Origin of the sequence: Streptomyces sp. ST2-7A (assembly GCF_021390475.1) — a bacterium.
GTDB lineage: Bacteria > Actinomycetota > Actinomycetes > Streptomycetales > Streptomycetaceae > Streptomyces.
The window spans coordinates 1-17,970 of record NZ_JAJUWS010000030.1 but is presented as its reverse complement, the minus strand read 5'-3'; the positions used below and the strand labels follow the sequence as shown (position 1 = coordinate 17,970).

Sequence of the window (17,970 nt, the reverse complement as noted above, 5' to 3'; positions counted from 1 at the left end):
CTCAGCTCACGATTCCCGTCATGACGGCGATGGGGACGGACACGAAGCCGACGGTCAGCAGGACCGCGAGGCCGGTGGCCGTGGCCTTCAGCGCCCGGTCCCGTCGCGGGTGGTTCAGCCCGAGCGTCTGGGCGGCGCTCCAGAAGCCGTGTCGGATGTGCAGGCCGAGGGCGAGCATCGCCACGATGTAGATGGTGTTGCCGTACCAGGTGGAGAAGGTGGCGACGACGTTCTCGTACGGCCGGCCCTCCTCGCCGAGCGGGTTCACGTGCCCGGTGGTCAGGTCCAGGATGTGCCAGACCACGAACAGCGCGATGATCACGCCGCCCCAGCGCATGGTGCGGGTGGCGTAGGTGGCCCGCTGCCTGCGGTGCGCGTACTTCACCGGCCGGGCACGGATGTCCAACCGGCTGAGCTGCCAGGCGGCCACGATGTGCGCGATCACGGCGGCCAGCAGCACCACCCGCACGATCCACAGCAGCCACCCCTCGCCCAGGGCGGGCTCGCCGAAGACGCGCAGCCACTCGGCGTACTCGTTGAAGCTCGTCGAGCCGGCGAAGATCTTGAGATTTCCGACCATGTGGACGATGAGGTACAGCAGCAGGATTCCGCCGCTGACCGCCATCACCGTCTTCTTCCCGATGGTGGAGCGCCAGAGGGTGCGCAGGGAGGACGGGCGTCTGCCCGTGTCGGTCGCCGATGCCATGGGAACCAACGGTATGAACAGGCCGGTCATTCGTCCAAGACGCAACACGGCTGATCTCGATAGGACAACCCTATTGACGCTGTTCGGCGCGGTCTACGCTGGAACCATGCAGCTCCAGCAGCTCCGCTACTTCACCGCCGTGGCGGAGACCCGGCACTTCACCCGCGCCGCCCGGCGCGAACACGTGGCGCAACCCTCCCTCTCCCAGCAGATCCGGGCCCTGGAACGCGAACTGGGCGCCGAGCTCTTCCACCGGGCACGCGGCCACATCACCCTCACCGACGCGGGGGAGGCCCTGCTCCCGCTCGCCCGGCGGATCCTCGCCGACGCCGAGACCGCCCGCCGCGAGGTGCAGGAGGTCGCGCTGCTGCGCCGGGGCCGGGTGCGGCTGGGCGCGCCGCCGAGCCTGTGCACCAGCCTGGTCCCCGATGTCCTGCGGGACTTCCGCGACCGCTACCCGGCGGTCGAACTGCACCTGCGCGAGGGGGGCTCCCCCGACCTGGTCAGGGTGCTGGCCGACGGCGAACTCGACCTCGCCCTCGTCATCACCCCGCTGACCGGTCCCGCCCCCGCCCTGACCGCCGTGGACCTGCTGCGCGAGGAACTGGTCGTGGTCTCCGCCCCCGATGGGCCGCCCCCCGTGCTGCGCGAACACATCCGCGTCGTCGACCTGCGCGACCGCCCCCTGGTGCTGCACCGCCACGGCTACGAACTGCGCGAGGTCACCGTCTCGGCCTGCCGCGCGGCCGGCTTCGAACCCACCGTGGGCGTGGAGGGCGGTGAGATGGACGCCGTGCTCAGCCAGGTGCGGGCCGGCCTCGGGGTGGCGGTGGTGCCGGGGATGCTGGCCGTCCGCTCGGGACTGCGGACCACCCCCTTCGCCCCGCCCGGCCTGCACCGCACGATCGCCGTCGCGCACCGCGCGGACGTCTCCCCGCCCCGGGCCGCCCGCGAACTGGATCGCCTCCTGCGCGAGCGCCTGCCGGCCCTCATCGGCGAGGAGAGCTTCGCCCTCCCGGCCGGCTGCTGAACCGGGGATGGCCCAAGGCTTCGGATCATCGGGTGGCTGCCCCCTTCCGAGGTCACCGAGGAGGTACCGAGCCGTTTCGATCCCGGCGGGGCCCGGGCGTGTTCATCAGCCGGATCCTCGCGGTCTTGATGCCGGCCTCGGCCTTCCCGGTGTCGTGTTCGTGGCCTCACCCCCCGGAGTGAAGAACGCCCCTCGAACGAGTGGATCACCGGGTCGGACGGCTCCGTCGCCGCGCGAATCGGGCAGGAACCCGACCGCGTGTCACCGCGCGGCCCGTCCCGACCGGGGCGAGGGCCGATGTCGAGGAGCGAGGAGACCACCACCATGGCGAGGACCCGGTTGCTCGTAGAGGTGACCGCCGACGACCACCGGGAGGGATTCGCGGCCTTCTCCGAGGCCGCCGCCTCCCCGGACGGCGCCCGTCGGCAGCTCGACCGGGCCCTGGGCGCGGTCGCGGGTCTCGGAGTCGAACTCTCGGAGTCCGCCGGCCCGATCCCCCTGTTCGGCGGACCACCGGGAGCACCCGACCCGACCGTGCCCCGGGTGCTGCGTGCCTTCGCCGGTCCGGAGACCGCCGCCGACCTGGCCGCCACCTCCCTCGTCCTCCCGGTCGAGGTGGAGGAGTCGCGGCTGGAGGAGCTACGGGGGCGCAGCGGTGTGCTCGGTGTCTGGCCCAACTCCCCGCAGCACCTCCTGCGGGGCACCGAATCGGACCTGCTGCGCGGCACGGAGGGGCGTATCCCGGCCCCCGCCCGCGCCCCCTCGGCCGTCGACTGCCGCCCCTTCCGGGAGGGGGTGGGGATCGAGGCCATCCGGGAGGCACTGGGCGTCGAGGCGCTCTGGGAGGCCGGCTTCAGGGGGGATGGCGTGGTCGTCGGCATCATCGATGAGGGGATCGACGGCGACACCTACCCGGTGGCCGGGGGCTTCGCCCCCGAGGGCGGCTCGCGTCAACCGGGCGCCGCCCCCGTGACCAGCCACGGCTCGATGTGCGCGGCGGACGTGCTCGTCGCCGCCCCCGACGCCCGGTTGTACGACTACCCCTTCCTCGGGGTGCCCGACTCCGGGGGCGCCCTCGCGATGTTCCAGGCCGTCCTCGATCGGCGGCGGGTGGACGGCACCCCGCACCTGACCACCAACAGCTACGGCTTCGTCGGCGTCCCCGACCGCCGCAGGAACCCCCGGCACGAGATCCACGACCTCGACCACCCCCTGCACCGCAAGGTCCGCGAGGTGGTCGCCTCCGGCGCCGCCTGCTTCTTCGCCGCCGGGAACTGCGGGGAGCAGTGCGCCAGCGGCGCCTGCCACCCCAGCGGCACCGGGCCCGGCCGCTCGATCCACGCCTCCAACAGCCTGGCCGAGGTCATCACCGTGGCGGCGGTCAACAGCCTCTCCGAGCGGGTGGGCTACTCCTCCCAGGGCCCCGGCATGTTCGAGCGGCGGAAGCCGGACCTCGCGACCTTCACCCACTTCTTCGCCAACTTCGGGCCCGGCCGCCCGGCGGGAACCGACACCGCCCCTTATGACAGCGGCACCTCGGCCGCCGCCCCGCTGGCCGCCGGCGCCGCGGCCCTGCTGCTCTGCGCGGCGCCCGACCTTTCTCCGGACGACCTGCGCCGCATCCTGTTCTCGGGGGTGAAGCCGGCCGGGGAGGTCGCGTGGGATCCCGGCTACGGGCGCGGGGTGCTCGACGTGGCGGCCTCCTACGCGGCGATGACCGAGGAGGATTGAGAAGGACCGGAAGGATCGGGTGGTCCCGGTTCCGGGCCCGGCGGTGTGCCGGGGCCCGGAACCGGGGGAGGCCGGGACACAGGGGCACGAGTGCGAGGAGGGCCGGGCGTGGAGTGGCTGTTGACGGTGCCGGCGGACACCGACCGGGCCGCCTTGGCAACGCTCCTGGCAGAGGTCGGCGGCGTGCTGCACGACCTGCCCGCCGTGCCGATGGGGAAGAGGGAGCGGGTGGTGTACGCCCGGGGCCCGGAGGACATCGAGGCCCGACTGAGGGTCCGGGGCCTGACCGTGACGGCGAGCCCCAACTCCTCGATGCGCCTCTTCGGGGAGTGAGCCGAGGGCTCCCGAGGTCCCCGCTTCCCCGCCGGGCCATTCGAGGCGGATCGTGGGCCCACCGTGCCCGCGCCCGTGTCCCCCGGAAGCGGGCGGGGGCGGGTAACGCCGTTGTTCCCTCCGCCGGGGATGGGTACAGTCGGGTGTGTCCGTGCTCGTTCCGAAGTGGGAGAAGGGGAGGTGGGGTTGATGACCGCGCTCGAGGCCATCGCGCACAGCGCCCGGGTCACCCTCACCTCCCGGGTCGTGGCCTGACCCCGTCCCCATCCGCCCCTCCGGGAGCGTGAGCCCGAGGGGCGCCCGACTCATCCCACCTCGGAAACGGACCTTCATCCATCATGACCACTTCTTCGGGTTCTTCGGGTCCTTCGGCCCCGTGGGGCACGCGCGCCGAGACCGGCGCCGACCTCCCCACCATCCGTGGGATCAACCTCGCCGCGTTCGAGACCTCGTTCGAGGCCGACCTCGTCGACGCCCTGCGCGGCGACCCCTCGTGGATCGACGGCCTGTCACTGGTCGCCACCGACGACCACGACCGGCCCATCGCCCACGCGCTGCTGACCCGTTGCCATATCGGTGACACCCCGGCACTGTGCCTGGCGCCGTGCGCGGTCCTGCCCGCCCAACAGCGCCAAGGCGCCGGTTCGGCGGCCATTCGGGCCGCCCTGGCGGCGGCCGGGGACATCGGCGAACGCTTCGTCACCGTCCTCGGGCACCCGGATTACTACCCCTGGTTCGGCTTCACCCGGGCCTCCGCCCACGGCATCGGCCTGTCCATCGAGGTTCCGGACGAGGCCCTGATGGCCCTCGCCCTCGACCCGGACCGTCCGTTGCCGAGCGGAACGATCCGCTACGCCGCGCCATTCGGCATCTGATCACCCGGCCATTCGGGCCGCCCGCCGAGCGGGGGTCTCCCCGGGGCCGACACCACGGTCCCGGGGAGACCGGCCCCGCCGCTGTCGCGGGGTGTCGCGGATGGGAGGCCCGCGCCCCGGGGGCTCATGGCGGAGGGCTGTCGGGCCCCTCGCCGTGAGCACCCGCACCGCCGGTCCCGGCGGTGTGTGGTTCCCGGCTCAGCCGGTCACCGCCCCGGCTCAGCCGGTCACCGCCCCGGCTCAGCCGGTCACCGCCCCGGCTCAGCCGGTCACCGCCCCGGCCCTCCGGAAGCGATCCACGTGCTCGGCCACCCACTGGGCGAACGTGCGCGCCGGGCGGCCCGTCACCCGCTCGACGGTGTCATCGATGGTCGTGGCTGCCTCGGGGGGTGCGGCATACCACCCGATGACGTATTCGGCCTCCTCCCGGGAGACCCCGGTGGCCGTCAGCCGATCGACGGCCTGTTCATGCGTGATCGGGACGAAGGCGATGTCCCGACCGATCAGCCGGGAGAGCACCGCGATGCGTTGGCGCGGGGTCAGTGCCTCGGGCCCGGTGAGGTTGTACGAGCGTCCCGCGTGGCCGTCCTCGAGCAGCGCCGCCGCTGCCACCGCCCCGATGTCGGCCTGGTGAACGAGCGCGCTGGGCAGGTTGTGGGGCTCGCGCACGACGCCCTCGTCACGGATCGAGTCGATCCAGGTCAACGTGTTGGACATGAACTCCTGCGCCTCCAGGCGCGTCCACTCCACCCCCGACTCCGCCACCGCCCGCTCGACCGGCCCCGGGCGGCCGTCCCACAGGACGGTGATGCGCCGCACCCCCGCGTCGACCGCCCGCCGCACCAGTTCCGGACCGACCTCGGCGAGCCCTTCCACCGCGGTGATGTGCAGGCGGTCGACCCCGTCGAGGGCGGAGTCCAGGGTCCCCGGTTCCGTATGCGTGCCGGTCACGGTTTCCACCCCGGCCGGGAATCCTCCCGCCCTCGCCGCTGGGTTCCGCGTCAGCGCCCGAACATGTTCTCCCCGGCGGACCAGCTCCGCCACCACGTGCCGGCCGGTGTTCCCGGTGGCACCCGTCACCAGTGTCGTCATGGGTGAACTCCTTTCGTCGTGGTGAACGCTAGAAGCTCAATCGGACTTGAGGTCAAGGAGTCCCTCCGGGGCCACCCCACCCGCATGCCGTGCCCGGCCACCGGGAAGGCGGGGTTCGGCCGGCGGGTGCGACGGAGCCTCACCACAACACCGCGCAGCCCTTCCTCTCCAACGCCTCCACGAGGTCGGGCGGCGGCACGACCGGGTTCCACCGCAGGTCGAGCTTCTCCAACGCCGGCATGTCGAGGAGAGTGGGGGGAAGTTCGGTCAGGCGGTTGGACCGCAGGTCGACGTGGCGCAGCCGGGGCAGTTCCGACAGCGATGCCGGGAACTCCGTCAGGGCGTTCTCCCGCAGACTCACCGTGCGCAGCTCCCGCAGCCGCGCCGTCGGGTCCGGTAGGGCGGTCAGCCGGTTGCCGCCCAACCACAGTTCGCGCAACCGCCCGAGCCGACCGACGGTCTCCGGAAGCCGGGCCAGCCGGTTCCGTTCGGCCCGCAGCTCGCGGAGACCCGCCATGTCACCGATGGTCTCCGGGAGTTCGGTCAGGCGGTTCTCCCCGATGTTGAGGTACCGAAGAGCGGTCAGCCGGCCGAGAGCGGGGGGAAGTTCGGTCAGCCGGTTGTCGTGCAGGTAGAGGAAGTCCGACAGGTCCGCGAGATCCCCGATACCGTCGGGCAGCCGGGACAGGGCGTTGTGACCGAGGTCGAGGGTGCGCAGGTTCACCATCCCGCCGATCTCCGGCGGCACGGTCGTCAATCCGTTCTCCGCCAGGATCAGCACCCGGGCGTCCGTGCGCCCCCACACCTGCGGCGGAACCGTTCCCAACCCCCGCCGCCACAGGTCGACCGTGGTCTTCGGGGCCCCGGCTGTCACGAGACCCCACCCGTCTTCGGGACTCCCGGTGTCCGGGCCTCCCGCAGCGGCGGGAGAAGCAGGGCGAGGACACCGGTGACGACCACTGCCAGACAGCAGCACAGCAGGGCGATCCGGGCCGAGGTCCACTGGGCGAGTGATCCGAGCGCGACGTTCATCCCCACCAGGGGCAGGCTCTGCACGACGGTCACCACCGACTGCACCCGCGCCAGGTAGCCGTCCGGGGTGGTGCCCAGCATCAGGGGGGCGATGTTCGCGCCGAAAGCCCCGTTACCGGCGCCGATCAACAACGAGGCGAGGATTCCCACCAGCGGGTTCGGCGCCACCGCCAGGGCACCGACGCCCGCGCCGGCCGTCACCAGTCCCAGACCGGCCGCCGTTCCCGGGCGGGCGGCCCCGCCCCGGACCAGCACCACCAGGGCGACGGTGACGATCCCCACCGCCTGGGCGCCCACCAGCAGGCCCGTCTCACGCGGTCCCCAACCCTCCTGTCGCGCCAGCACCGGAGCCAGCAGGGAGATCACCGGCAGCAGGAAGCCGGCGGCCACCGCGGTGACCGCCAACCCGGACAGCAGGACCGGTGTGCGCCAGCAGATCCGGAGCCCGGCCGTGATGTCGCCCCACAGTTCGGAACGGCCGGCGGACGGCGTGGAAGCCGGAGCCGGGGCGGGCGGTGTCTCCCGGCCCTCCGGCCGGCGACGCAGCCACAGCAGCACCGCCAACAGGACGGCCGGCCCGGTCGCCGCGACCACCAGGGGACCCGGCGTGCCGAACACGTCGAGCAACGTCCCGCCCACGGCCCCGGAGGCGAACAGCACCAAGTGCGCCCCGGTCTGCCGCAGCGCCATGGCTCTCGGCAGGCTCGCCGGGCCCACCAGACGGCGCGGCATCGACCCCGAGGCGGGAAGGTCGAAGGCGTCCAGCACACCGATTACCAGCGCCGCCCCGAACAGCAGCGTGATCGGGGTCCCGACCAGCGAGACCGTCACCGTCAGCGCGGTCACCACGACCAGCGAGAGAGCCGCGCAGAGGGTGAGGATCCGCCATGCCCCGATCCGGTCGGCCACCACACCGCCGAGCAGCATCAGCGCGGCACGCGGCAGGTTGATCAGGGCCAGCATCACCCCGGCGACCGCACCCCCGTGGCCGGCGGCGGCCCAGCCCAGGGCGAAGTACAGCACGCCGCTGCCGAAGAGCGAGGCCAGCCAACCGGCCAACCAGAGCCGGAAGACACCCGGTAAAGCGGGCCGCCGGGTATCGACGGCGACGGATTCGGGGACCGGGGGCGAAGCGGGGGAGGACACCATGCCGGGCACCTTAGGTCCGGCCACCGACACCTGGCCTACGAGCGGGCCGAGTACCTCGTCAAGCGGGCCGTCTGCCGACCGGACCCGGAGGCCGGAGGCCACTCCCCGGGCGGCTCGCCCGTCGCCCCGCACCACAGAATCCCCCGGGGCGCCGGGGCGCCGGGGCGCCGGGGCGCCGGACCGGCGGACCGGCGGCGTGTGATCAGCGCGGGACGAGGGTGTCCAGGGCGGTGCGGACGGTGCGGCGGAAGGCGTCGCTGCCGGTGTGCCCGGCGTCCTCGACGATGTGCAGGCGGGCGTCGGGCCAGGCCCGGGCCAGCTCCCACGCCGTGATCGCCGGTCCGCTCAGATCCTGTCGTCCGTGCACCAGGACGCCCGGGATGCCGGCGAGTTGGCGCGCGTTCCGCAGCAGCTCCCCCTCCTCCAGCCAGGCGGCGTGCGCGAAGTAGTGGGTGGTGACGCGGACCATCGCCATCAGGTCGCGGTCCGGCCTGCCTCCGTACGGGGTGGGGGCGCCGTGCGGTTCCAGGGAGACGAGGGTGTCCTCCCAGGCGCACCACTCCCGGGCGGCGCGTTCGCGCACCTCCGCGTCGGGGTGGTTCAACAGCCGGGCGTATCCGGCCACCGGGTCCTTCCGGTCGGCCGGCGGCAGGACGTCGCGGAAGCGCTCCCACCCCTCGGGGAAGAATCGCGCGGTGTCCCGGTAGAGCCAGTCGATCTCCGAGCGCCGGGACATCGTGACGCCCGCGATCACGATGCCGGCGACCCGTTCGGGATGCCGCTGGGCGTACGCGAGGATCAGCGTGGAGCCCCAGGAACCGCCGAACAGTACCCAGCGCTCCACACCCGAGTGTTCGCGCAGCCGTTCCATGTCGGCGATCAGGTGATGGGTGGTGTTGTGCTCCAGCCCTGTCGCGGGGTCACTCGCGTGCGGCAGGCTGCGTCCGCAGCCGCGCTGGTCGAAGAGGATCACCCGGTAGCGGTCGGGGTCGAAGAGGCGTCGCATCCGGGGGGAACAGCCGGAGCCCGGCCCGCCGTGGACGACGAGGGCAGGAGTCCCGTCGGGGTCGCCGCAGCTCTCCCAGTGCACAAGCTGACCGTCGCCGACGTCCAGCAGACCCTCGTCGTACGGCTCGACGGGTGGATACAGCATGTCGCCGCTCCCCGGTCCGGGGCGCGGATCGGACGGCGCGCCCGAGGGGGCGGGCGACGGGGTGGGGGACGGATCGGGCACGGGGCCTCCCGGGCGGGTCCGACTCGGGCGGGGGACCGGGGGAGTCTGCCGGCTCGGGGGAGGGGACGCGACGGGATTTCGCGGGCCGGTGGGCCGGTGAGCGGGTACCGGGAGGGGGCGGCCGGCCGGAACCCGTGTCGGGACGCCCGCCCGTCGGCCCGACGGATGGACGGGCGGGCGTCCCGACACGGGTCCCGGGAAGAGCGGTGGTCGGACCGTCTACCGGTCGAGGGGGCGGGTGTCGGTCCCCGGTACCCCGGTGTCGGCGGTGTCCCCGTCGTTCCCGGTGCACCGGGCCGTTCGGGACCGGGCCCGGTACTCGACGCCGATGACGGCCAGTGGCAGCAGGCCACCGATGAGCAGGGCCAGCGGCGGCAGCATCCAGACGAAGACGCCGCACATCACCAGCGCGACGACCAGCAGCAGTGACCCCACCGGATCGCGCCGCAGTTCCCCGGCGCCGTGCCGCAGGTGGTCCCGCCCCCGGGACGCGCGCCCCGGACCGTCGTCCGCGGACCAGGCGGCGGCGGTGCGCAGCAGCAGGACGCCCCAGACGCCCAGCAGTGCGATGAAGGCGGCCAGCAGGACCGCCGAGCCCGGGATCACCCCGGCCTCGGCGAGCGTCGCGTTCCACACCAGCCACAGCCCGGCGAGGAGCAGGAGCGGGCCGGTGACCCACAGCGCACGGACCGCCGAGGCGAAGTCCCGCAGCAGGTCACCGATCCGTTCGCTCTCCCCGGCCAGGTGGCGGCGCAGGTGTGCGGTACCGGCGGCGAGCGCGGGCAGGAGGGTGATCAGGGGCAGGGTCAGCACGAGGACGACCACGCCCGTGAGCAGGGTCTCGCCGAACAGCGCGAGACCGGCTCCCTTCCTGCCGCGCATCGCCTCAGCCCTTCAGTCCGGAGGTGGCCACGCCATCGACGATATAGCGCTGGAAGATGATGAAGAAGATCAGCACCGGCAGCAGGGCCAGCACCGCCATCGCCATCTGCCCGCCGTAGTCCGAGACCGTGGTCTGGTCCACGTACTGGCGCAGGGCCAGCGGCATCGTGTAGTTGTCCGGGCTCTTGAGGTAGATCAGGGGTCCGAAGAAGTCGTTCCAGCTCCAGATGAAGGCGAAGATCGACGCGGTGACCATCACCGGCCGCATCAGCGGCAGCATGATCGACCAGTAGATCCGGCCGTGTCCGGCGCCGTCGATGCGGGCCGACTCGTCCAGTTCACGTGGCAGGTTCCGCATGAACTGCACCATCAGGAAGACGAAGAACGCCTCGGCCGCCAGGAATTTGCCGAGCAGCAGCGGCCAGAAGGTGTCCACCATGTTCAATTCGTTGAACATGATGTACTGCGGGATGATCACCACGTGGAACGGCAGCAGCAGCGTGCCGATCATCAGGCCGAACCACAATTTCCGGCCCGGGAAGTCGATGCGCGCGAAGGCGTAGGCGGAGATCGTGGAGGAGAGCGCGATGCCCACCACCGCGCCGACCGCCAGGATCATCGAATTCATGAAGAAGGTCCAGAACGACACCCCGCCGATGCCGCTGAAGGCGGTGACGAAGTTGTCCAGCGTGGTGTTGCTCGGGATCAGATTGACGTTGCCGACGATCTCGTTCGACGGCCGGAAGGCGGAGAGCACCATCCAGGCGGCCGGGTAGAGGATGACGAAACCCAGTACCAGGATCGAGCCGTGGTAGAGCAACGTGCGCCAGGTGCGGCGCTGCCGGGCACGTCGGCGATCACCGTCGTTGTCGATGGGCCGGGTGGGGGGACGCATCCCGCCGCCGGCGGCCTCACCTGCGGCGGCCGCCGCGCCGGTGGTCGGAGTCGTGGTGGTCACTTGTTCTCACCGCCGTAGTGCACCCAGTGCTTCGAGGTCTTGAAGAAGATCAGGGTGATCAGGCCCACGAACAGGACCAGGACCCAGGCCATCGCCGAGGCGTAGCCCATCTGGAAGTCGCGGAAACCGCGGAAGTACAGGTAGAGCGTGTAGAACATGGTCGAGTCGGCCGGACCGCCGGTGCCGTTGGACACGATGAAGGCGGAGCCGAAGACCTGGAAGGAGTTGATCGTCTCCAGCACCAGGTTGAAGAAGATCACGGGGGAGAGCATCGGCAGGGTGATCCGCAGGAACTTGCGGACCGGGCCGGCACCGTCCACCTCGGCGGCCTCGTACAGCTCGGTCGGGATCTGCTTGAGGCCGGCCAGGAAGATCACCATCGGGGCGCCGAACTGCCACACCGCCAGCAGGATGAGCATGTACACCGTCATGCCCGGGTCTCCGACCCAACCGCCGGGCGAGAGCCCGACGCCCTGACCCACCCGGTCCACCACGCCGTTGTCGATGAACATCGCGCGCCACACGATGGCGATCGACACGCTGGCGCCGATGAGCGAGGGGGCGTAGAAGAAGGAGCGGTAGGTGCCCTGACCGCGCCGTTTGCTGTTGAGCAGCATGGCGACGGCGAGCGCGGCGGCCAGCTTGATCGGGGTTCCCACCAGCGCGTACTGGAGGGTGATCTTGACCGAGTTCAGGTACCGCTCGTCACTGAAGAGCCTGATGAAGTTGTCGAGCCCGACCCACTCCGGTGCCCGGAAGAGGCTGTAGTTGGTGAAGGCCAGGTAGAGCGAGGCCAGCATCGGGCCGGCGGTGAGGGCGAAGAAGCCCAGCAGCCACGGGGAGAGGAACGCGTAGCCGGCCCGGGTCTCGGCCGCCTGCCGCGACGACCGCGCGGGGCGCGGTCGTCGCGGCGGCTTGCCGACCTCCGGGGCCTTGGACGCTTCTCGGGCAAGAGTCACAAGGTCGATCCGTTTCGTGCGACGAAAGGTGTGGAGGAGCCGGAGGGCCTGATCAGTTGAGGTGGATCTCGGCCTCGGAGAACCAGCGGTCCACGAACTGCTCGACGGTCATGTCACCGTAGGCGAACTCCTGACCCAGGTTGCGGTACTCCTCCTCGATGGGACCGAAGCCCTCGATCGGGAGCGGCGCCGGCTCGGTCACGTAGCCGGCCTCGGCGGCGTTCTCCTCGTACTCCATCACCCGGGCGTCGACGCCGCCCTCCTCGAGTTCGAGGGCGTCACGCTGTGCGGGGGAGGAGGGGACACCCAGGTTGGTACCGAAGATCGCGCCCGCCTCCGGGTCGTTGACCAGGAAGTCGATCAGCTTGGCGGCCTCCTCCGGGTGGTCGGTGTTGGCGCTCACCGCGAGCTGCATGGTCGGCTTGAAGAACTGGCGCTTCTCGCCGTCGGGGCCCGACGGGACCGGCAGCAGCTGGAGGTCCTCGACGCCGGAGTCACCCACGTAGCCCGCCAGGAAGTTGTCCCAGTGGAACTCCATGGCGGCTTCCTGGACCGCGAACCCGCCCAGCGGCTCGAGCTGCACGCTGCGCTGGATCGGGTAGGTCAGGTTGTCCGGCTCGCGCACCTCGGAGGCCAGCTCCAGCCACTCCGTCATGTGCTCCTTGGTGAAGTTCAGGTCACCGTCCTCGGTGAAGGGCTCGACGCCCTGCTGGAGGAGCCACTGGATGAAGAGCCAGAAGGTGCCGGTGTAGTCGGTGCCGCCGTAGACCTGCGGGTCGGCGTCGGCGCCCGCCTCGGAGACCGCGGCGAGCACGCGGTTGTACTCGGCCCAGTCGTAGTCCTCGTCGGGGACCTCGACGCCGAGCTCGTCGAGCAGGCCGGGGTTGTAGAAGAGGGCCAGGGTGTTGGTGCCGGTGGCCACCGCGTACAGGTCGTCGCCGATCCGGCCGGCGTCGACCAGGGCGTCGTCGAACTCGGAGAGGTCCAGGGCGTCGCCCAGGTACTCGCTCAGGTTGGTGAGCTGACCGGTGTCGGCGTACTGGCGCAGGTAGGAGGTGTCCATCTGCAGGACGTCCGGCAGCGAGCGGCCGGCGGCCTCGGTGCTGCGGGCGGTCCAGTAGTCGGGGTACGCGGCGAAGCCGGTGTTCACCTTGATGTTGGGGTTCTGCTCCTCGAACAGGTCGATGACCTGCTCGTAGCGGTCGGCACGATCGTCGTTGCCCCACCACTGGAAGTTCAGGGTGACCTGGCCACCCTCTCCACCGCTGCCGCTGCCGCCGTTGTCGTCGGACCCGCAGGCGGTAAGGGCGAGCGAGCCGACCGCCGCGAGGGCGATACCGCGGATCGCGGCTTTCCTGATGGACATTGGGAGCCTCCCTGCTCTCGTCAATGCGTGGGGCACTTCGTTTTCCGACGGCACCGCTTCCGCAGCCCTCGGTGTCGCCCGAAGTGAATCGTTACAATACAGCCGGGGGTCGATCTGGGAACCCGGTGGCCGGTAACTTTTCGGAAACGTGACCGTGATCGTTTTTCCGCATGTCAACACGGCTTGACCCGGGGGTGTTCGGGTGGCGTGAAGGCCCGCGGGGGCACCCGGGGGGCCCATTCGAGGAGGGCTTCTCCCGGTGCCTTCGTGAATCGATTCATGTCGCAAGCGGCGTGTACGCCCGGGGAATCGCGCACCCCGGGGGTGTTTCGGAGTCTCGCAACGGCGTCGGGTGGAGTCAAGGGGGGTGGTCGGCATGTCGGCCCTCGTTCGATAGATCGAACGAACATGCGGTTCGGGTCGCGGTCGGCCGGGTGAACGCCGAAAGCCTCCCGGCCCCGCGGGCTCCCGCGGGGCCGGGAGAGCCCCCGTGGGGGCGTGTCGGTCAGCCGACGGAGCAGGTGGCCCCATCGATCGCGAAGGACTCCGGGACGCCGTTGGCGTCGCCCCGGTACCCCAGGAAACCGAAGGTCACCGACGAACCCGGGGCGATCCGGGAGAGCCAGGACTCCGGCCGCACGGTCACCGCCGCGTCCTCCTGATCGGACCGCGCGCTCCACATCCGCGTCACGCGCTGGCCGTCCGGGAAGGTCCAGGACAGTTCCCAGTCCCGCAGCTCCCCGGTGCCGGTGTTGGTGACCCACACCTGCGCGTTGAAGCCGCCGGGCCAGTCGCCGTGCACGGTGTAGCGAACCTCGCAGGTCGGGGCGTCGCCGTCGTCACCGCCGCCGTCCCCGTCACCCGGAGGGGCGCCGACGTACCGGATGTCCGGGGCCGGCGGCTCCTCCATGTCCGCGCCGAGGAAGAAGCCCGGGTGCGGCGGCTGGTTGTAGCTCTCGTTCTGCCAGGCCACCGCCAGCCGGTACTGCGGGTCGTGCATCAGGGTCCGCAGACGGTGGTCGGTGAGATCGGTGGTGGTGAAGATCCGCAGCGCGGAGTCGTCCTCCAGCCGCCAGATCACCTCCTCGCGCCAGTCCCCGAACAGGTCGGCCTGGAGCACCGGGGTGCCCTTGGTGCCGTTGTTGGAGAAGACCCCCTCCGGGGCGAGGATCTCGCGCTGCTCCCGCTCCTCCCAGTCCCACTTGGCGATGTACGGACGCCCGGCGGGCTCCTCGCCGTTCGGGTCGAACCCGTGGTCCAGGATCTCCCGGAGCAGGTCGCCGTCCCACCAGATCATGAAGTTGGCGGCGGGAATCTCCGTGCCGAGCAGCGTGCCGTCCACGGCGCGCAGCTCGCCGGCGCGCGAGTTCCACGCGCCGTCCGCCGTCACCGCCCAGGACTCGGCCCCCGGGTGGGTGGGGTCGATGTCGCCGGTCGCGCCGCGCCCCACGTCCCTGGTGCTCGGCATGGACCAGATGATCTCACCGGTGGCCGCGTCGCGCAGGGCGGCGCCCCGGCCCCCGGAGTCGCCCATCGACTCGAAGGTGGAGAAGATCTCCTGCCCGGGCCGGCTCGGGTCCAGGTCGCTCACGTGCAGGGCGTCGCCGTGGCCCAGCCGGCTGCTGTACAGCGGTCGGCCGTTGTGGTCCACGGTCATGGCGCCGTAGACGATCTCGTCCCGACCGTCGCCGTCCACGTCGGCGATCGACAGCTGGTGGTTGCCCTGGCCCGCGTACTGCGGGCCCCAGTCGTCGGAGTCGAAGGTCCAGCGGTGGGCCAGGCCCTCGCCGTCGAAGTCGAAGGCGGCGAGCACCGAGCGGGTGTAGATGCCCCGGGTGACGACCACGCTGGGGTTCTCCCCGTCGAGGTACGCCACCGCGGCCATCAGCCGGTCCACACGGTTGCCGTAGCAGTCACCCCAGTCGCAGACGTTGCCGCGGGCCGGGATGTAATCCACGGTGTCCAGGGCGGCGCCGGTCGCGCCGTCGAAGACGGTGAGGAACTCCGGGCCGCTCAGCACGTAGCCGGCGGAGTTGCGGTGCTCCGCGTCCGGGTCACCGATCACCGCGCCGGTGCCGTCCACGGTCCCGTCGGCGGTCTTGAGCACCAGCTCGGCGCTCCCGCTGTTGTCGAGGTCGTAGGCGATCAGCGAGGTGTAGTGGGCCCCGGCCCGGATGTTCGGGCCCAGGTCCATCCGCCACAGCCGCTCGCCCTCCAGGGTGTAGGCGTCGATCAGCACGTGGCCGGTGTGGCCGGACTGCGAGTTGTCCCGGGCGTTGGACGGCTGCCACAGCTGCACGATCTCGTAGCGACCGTCACCGGTCAGGTCGGCCACGGTGGCGTCGTTGAGGTGGTACGAGAAGGCGTTCCCGTCGGGGGTGGTGCCGTCCGCCGGACGGTCGACCGCCACGTCGAGGTACGGGTCCTCCCGGATGCCGAAGGACTCGGTGGACTCCGTGCCGCCGCCCGGCAGCAGGGCCTCCACCCGGTAGACCGACTTCTTCTTCCCCTTGGGGTCGAGCAGGTTGGTGGAACCGGTCAGGGGCTCGTCGGTGATCCGCTTGTGGTCGCGGTACACGTGGAAGGCGATGTCGTCGGGGTCCAGACCCAGCATCCGCCAGCCGACGTACACCCCCTCATCGGTGCGCACCGCCACGGGAGAGCGGTCCAGGTACTCCATGTTCCGGGTGAACGGGCCGGTCGGCTCGTCCTCCCCGTCGTCCTCCTCGCCGGGCAGCGGGCCGACCCGGGTGATCTCCAGGCCGTTGAGGTGGGCGGTCTGTCCGGAGACCTCGATGTTCAGCTGCCCGTCGGTGACGAGGATCCCGCCGAAGGTCTGGGTGATCACCGCGTTGCGCGGCGCGGCCACCGAGCCGTACGGCTCGCCCTCGACGGCGAACTCGCTGCGGGCCGAGCCCAGGCCGTCGCCGACGTAGGCGCGCACCGAGTAGCGGCCGTCGGGCACGTCCACGGCGAACTCGTACCGCTCGCCGAAGTACGCGACGAAGTCCCGCTCGACGTCGCCGAGGTCGGCGCCCCGGTCGCGGTCGATCATCGGAGTGCCGTCGGTGAGCAGGCCGTAGCCGCGCTCCTCGGTGTAGGCGGTGCCGCGATGCACGGCCCGGAAGCCGTCGGCGACCGGGGAGCCGTTCGGGCCGAAGTCGAACTTCAGCCCCGCCACGGCGGTGGTGACCGTCAGGGTCTGCGAGGGCTCGGACTCGCCGCGCGCGTTGACGGCGCTCACCCGCAGCTCGTGGGGTACCCCCTCGCGCAGTCCGTCCACCCGCGCGAGCGGCACGGTGGACGTGGCGGCGAGGCGGAATTCCGCGTCCGGGTCACCGGCCTCGCGCACCCGGATCCGGTAGATGTCGGCACCGGGCACGGCGTCCCAGACCAGGCCCACCTCCTCGTTGGAGACGGTGTCGGTGCGCAGTCCGGTCGGCGCGTCCGGCACGGCGTCCGGGGCGTCGGTCTCCCGCACCCGCTCGGCGAGCGGCAGGTCCAGCTCCGCCACGCCGCGCGCGACCAGCTCGGCCATCCGGATGGCGCCGTACGCCTGGAAGTGGGTGTCGTCGACCGTGCCGGTGGGGCGGTTGGGGTACACCCCGGCCGGGACGTGCAGGAAGACGGACTTCGCCTCCTCCGGCCCGATGTCGTTCAGGTACGCCCGGCTGCTCGCGGAGAGGTCCACCAACGGCACGTCCTCCTCGACGGCCAGCTCGACCATCTTCTCCACGTACTCCGGGAAGGAGACGTGGAACGCTCCGGTGTCCGGGTCGAAGGCGCGCCGGGAGACGGGGGTGACCAGGACCGGGGTGGCGCCGCGCTCGCGGGCCCCGGCGATGTAGTCGTCCCGCAGGTACTCCTTGAAGTCCTCCGGCGGGGTGTACCGCTCGGGGACGGAGACGGTGGCGTCGTTGTGGCCGAACTGCACGAGGAGGTAGTCGCCCTCCCCGATCTCCTCGAGGATCGCGTCGAGCCTGCCCTGCTCGACGAAGCTGCGGGAGCTGCGTCCGCCGATGGCGTGGTTGTCGAACCGGACCTCCTCGTCGAAGAAGCGGTCGATCATCTGACCCCAACCGGCCTGGGGTTCCCAGTGGGGATCGTAGGTCTGGACCGTGGAATCACCGGCGAGGTAGACCGTCGGCCCGTCGGTTTCGGCGGCGGCGGCCGGGGCGGTGAGGCCGACGACGGCGGTCGCCAGCGCGGCGAGGCCGGCCACGGTGCCCCGGAGCATCCCCCGGGTGCGGCGTCGGCGGGTGGAAGGTGGTGCGCCCATCCGTCACTCCTGTGTGTGGATGTACGGCGCCGTCGGGGGTGCTCCCGTCCCGTGCCCCCGCTTCTCCTCCGCCGACCGGGGCCGCCCCGCGTCCATGAATCGTTTCATTGACAGACCGGGGTGCGTGGACCCGGGGCGGGGGAGCGGGAAGGGAGCGGAGGAGGAGGTGGTTCGGGTCGAGCGGAGCGGGGGGGGGTGGGGGGGAAGGGGGACACCGGCCCGACAAGCGCTTACTGGACGCCCGGAGTTTTCCAACACGGGTTCCCGGTGTCAATGGTTTCGACACCACATCCGCACATCACGCGACAGGAACGAACGACCCCGGTCCGTCGGTGGATTGATGC

The 17,970-nt window shown here is 71.6% G+C and carries 14 protein-coding genes; 4 read left to right on the top strand and 10 right to left on the bottom strand.

Going from position 1 to position 17,970, the window contains the following annotated elements; translation table 11 throughout:
- Nucleotide 1: 1 nt before the first annotated feature.
- A complete protein-coding gene (locus LZF96_RS18055) occupies nucleotides 2–706 on the bottom strand; it encodes a succinate dehydrogenase cytochrome b subunit (protein WP_233873426.1) in 705 nt (234 codons plus the stop codon).
- Nucleotides 707–812: 106 nt separating this feature from the next.
- Between LZF96_RS18055 and LZF96_RS18050 the strand changes: the two genes are divergently transcribed.
- The 4 genes from LZF96_RS18050 (at nucleotide 813) to LZF96_RS18035 (ending at nucleotide 4,675) form a co-directional block, all read left to right on the top strand.
- Nucleotides 813–1,736, top strand: coding sequence for a LysR family transcriptional regulator (locus tag LZF96_RS18050; protein ID WP_233873421.1), 924 nt, complete (start codon nucleotides 813–815; stop codon nucleotides 1,734–1,736).
- Nucleotides 1,737–2,033: 297 nt separating this feature from the next.
- Nucleotides 2,034–3,467, top strand: a complete 1,434-nt coding sequence (locus tag LZF96_RS18045; RefSeq protein ID WP_308294232.1) for a S8 family serine peptidase — start codon at nucleotides 2,034–2,036, stop codon at nucleotides 3,465–3,467.
- A 108-nt stretch (nucleotides 3,468–3,575) separates the two neighbouring features.
- Nucleotides 3,576–3,800, top strand: a complete 225-nt coding sequence (locus tag LZF96_RS18040) for a hypothetical protein (protein WP_233873417.1) — start codon at nucleotides 3,576–3,578, stop codon at nucleotides 3,798–3,800.
- 338 nt (nucleotides 3,801–4,138) lie between these two features.
- Nucleotides 4,139–4,675, top strand: coding sequence for a GNAT family N-acetyltransferase (locus tag LZF96_RS18035; RefSeq protein WP_233873414.1), 537 nt, complete (start codon nucleotides 4,139–4,141; stop codon nucleotides 4,673–4,675).
- Nucleotides 4,676–4,936: 261 nt separating this feature from the next.
- Here the strand turns inward: LZF96_RS18035 and LZF96_RS18030 are convergent, their stop codons facing one another.
- From LZF96_RS18030 to LZF96_RS17990, 9 genes are all read right to left on the bottom strand, one after another.
- Nucleotides 4,937–5,767: an NmrA family NAD(P)-binding protein gene (locus LZF96_RS18030; protein WP_233873412.1), complete on the bottom strand. Its 831-nt coding sequence runs from the start codon at nucleotides 5,765–5,767 to the stop codon at nucleotides 4,937–4,939.
- Nucleotides 5,768–5,906: 139 nt separating this feature from the next.
- Nucleotides 5,907–6,641 (bottom strand): leucine-rich repeat domain-containing protein, encoded by a 735-nt coding sequence (locus LZF96_RS18025; protein ID WP_233873409.1) that lies wholly within the window; start codon nucleotides 6,639–6,641, stop codon nucleotides 5,907–5,909.
- Nucleotides 6,638–7,948, bottom strand: coding sequence for an MFS transporter (locus LZF96_RS18020; protein ID WP_233873406.1), 1,311 nt, complete (start codon nucleotides 7,946–7,948; stop codon nucleotides 6,638–6,640). The genes LZF96_RS18025 and LZF96_RS18020 overlap by 4 nt, the downstream gene beginning before the upstream one ends.
- A 202-nt stretch (nucleotides 7,949–8,150) precedes the next feature.
- Nucleotides 8,151–9,101 carry a prolyl aminopeptidase gene (gene pip / locus LZF96_RS18015; protein WP_233873565.1) on the bottom strand — a complete coding sequence of 317 codons (951 nt, stop codon included), beginning with the start codon at nucleotides 9,099–9,101 and terminating at the stop codon, nucleotides 8,151–8,153.
- 300 nt (nucleotides 9,102–9,401) lie between these two features.
- Nucleotides 9,402–10,064 carry a hypothetical protein gene (locus LZF96_RS18010; protein ID WP_233873403.1) on the bottom strand — a complete coding sequence of 221 codons (663 nt, stop codon included), beginning with the start codon at nucleotides 10,062–10,064 and terminating at the stop codon, nucleotides 9,402–9,404.
- A gap of 4 nt (nucleotides 10,065–10,068) precedes the next feature.
- Nucleotides 10,069–11,022, bottom strand: coding sequence for a carbohydrate ABC transporter permease (locus LZF96_RS18005; RefSeq protein ID WP_233873400.1), 954 nt, complete (start codon nucleotides 11,020–11,022; stop codon nucleotides 10,069–10,071).
- Nucleotides 11,019–11,981, bottom strand: a complete 963-nt coding sequence (locus LZF96_RS18000) for a carbohydrate ABC transporter permease (RefSeq protein WP_233873396.1) — start codon at nucleotides 11,979–11,981, stop codon at nucleotides 11,019–11,021. Before LZF96_RS18000 ends, LZF96_RS18005 begins: the two co-directional genes overlap by 4 nt.
- 52 nt (nucleotides 11,982–12,033) lie before the next feature.
- Nucleotides 12,034–13,347 carry an ABC transporter substrate-binding protein gene (locus LZF96_RS17995; RefSeq protein ID WP_233873393.1) on the bottom strand — a complete coding sequence of 438 codons (1,314 nt, stop codon included), beginning with the start codon at nucleotides 13,345–13,347 and terminating at the stop codon, nucleotides 12,034–12,036.
- Between the two features lie 505 nt (nucleotides 13,348–13,852).
- Entirely contained in the window at nucleotides 13,853–17,626 is a 3,774-nt protein-coding gene (locus LZF96_RS17990; protein WP_233873390.1) for a cellulose binding domain-containing protein, read from the bottom strand.
- Nucleotides 17,627–17,970 lie beyond the last annotated feature (344 nt).

What these genes read in the sequence shown, in the direction of transcription:
- LZF96_RS18050 (WP_233873421.1), top strand. Translation starts at nt 813, where the DNA reads ATGCAGCTCCAGCAGCTCCGCTACTTCACCGCCGTGGCGGAGACCCGG.
- LZF96_RS17990 (WP_233873390.1), bottom strand. Translation starts at nt 17,626, where the DNA reads ATGGGCGCACCACCTTCCACCCGCCGACGCCGCACCCGGGGGATGCTC.
- LZF96_RS18055 (WP_233873426.1), bottom strand. Translation starts at nt 706, where the DNA reads ATGGCATCGGCGACCGACACGGGCAGACGCCCGTCCTCCCTGCGCACC.
- LZF96_RS18035 (WP_233873414.1), top strand. Translation starts at nt 4,139, where the DNA reads ATGACCACTTCTTCGGGTTCTTCGGGTCCTTCGGCCCCGTGGGGCACG.
- LZF96_RS18020 (WP_233873406.1), bottom strand. Translation starts at nt 7,948, where the DNA reads ATGGTGTCCTCCCCCGCTTCGCCCCCGGTCCCCGAATCCGTCGCCGTC.
- pip (WP_233873565.1), bottom strand. Translation starts at nt 9,101, where the DNA reads ATGCTGTATCCACCCGTCGAGCCGTACGACGAGGGTCTGCTGGACGTC.
- LZF96_RS18030 (WP_233873412.1), bottom strand. Translation starts at nt 5,767, where the DNA reads ATGACGACACTGGTGACGGGTGCCACCGGGAACACCGGCCGGCACGTG.
- LZF96_RS18045 (WP_308294232.1), top strand. Translation starts at nt 2,034, where the DNA reads ATGTCGAGGAGCGAGGAGACCACCACCATGGCGAGGACCCGGTTGCTC.
- LZF96_RS17995 (WP_233873393.1), bottom strand. Translation starts at nt 13,347, where the DNA reads ATGTCCATCAGGAAAGCCGCGATCCGCGGTATCGCCCTCGCGGCGGTC.
- LZF96_RS18010 (WP_233873403.1), bottom strand. Translation starts at nt 10,064, where the DNA reads ATGCGCGGCAGGAAGGGAGCCGGTCTCGCGCTGTTCGGCGAGACCCTG.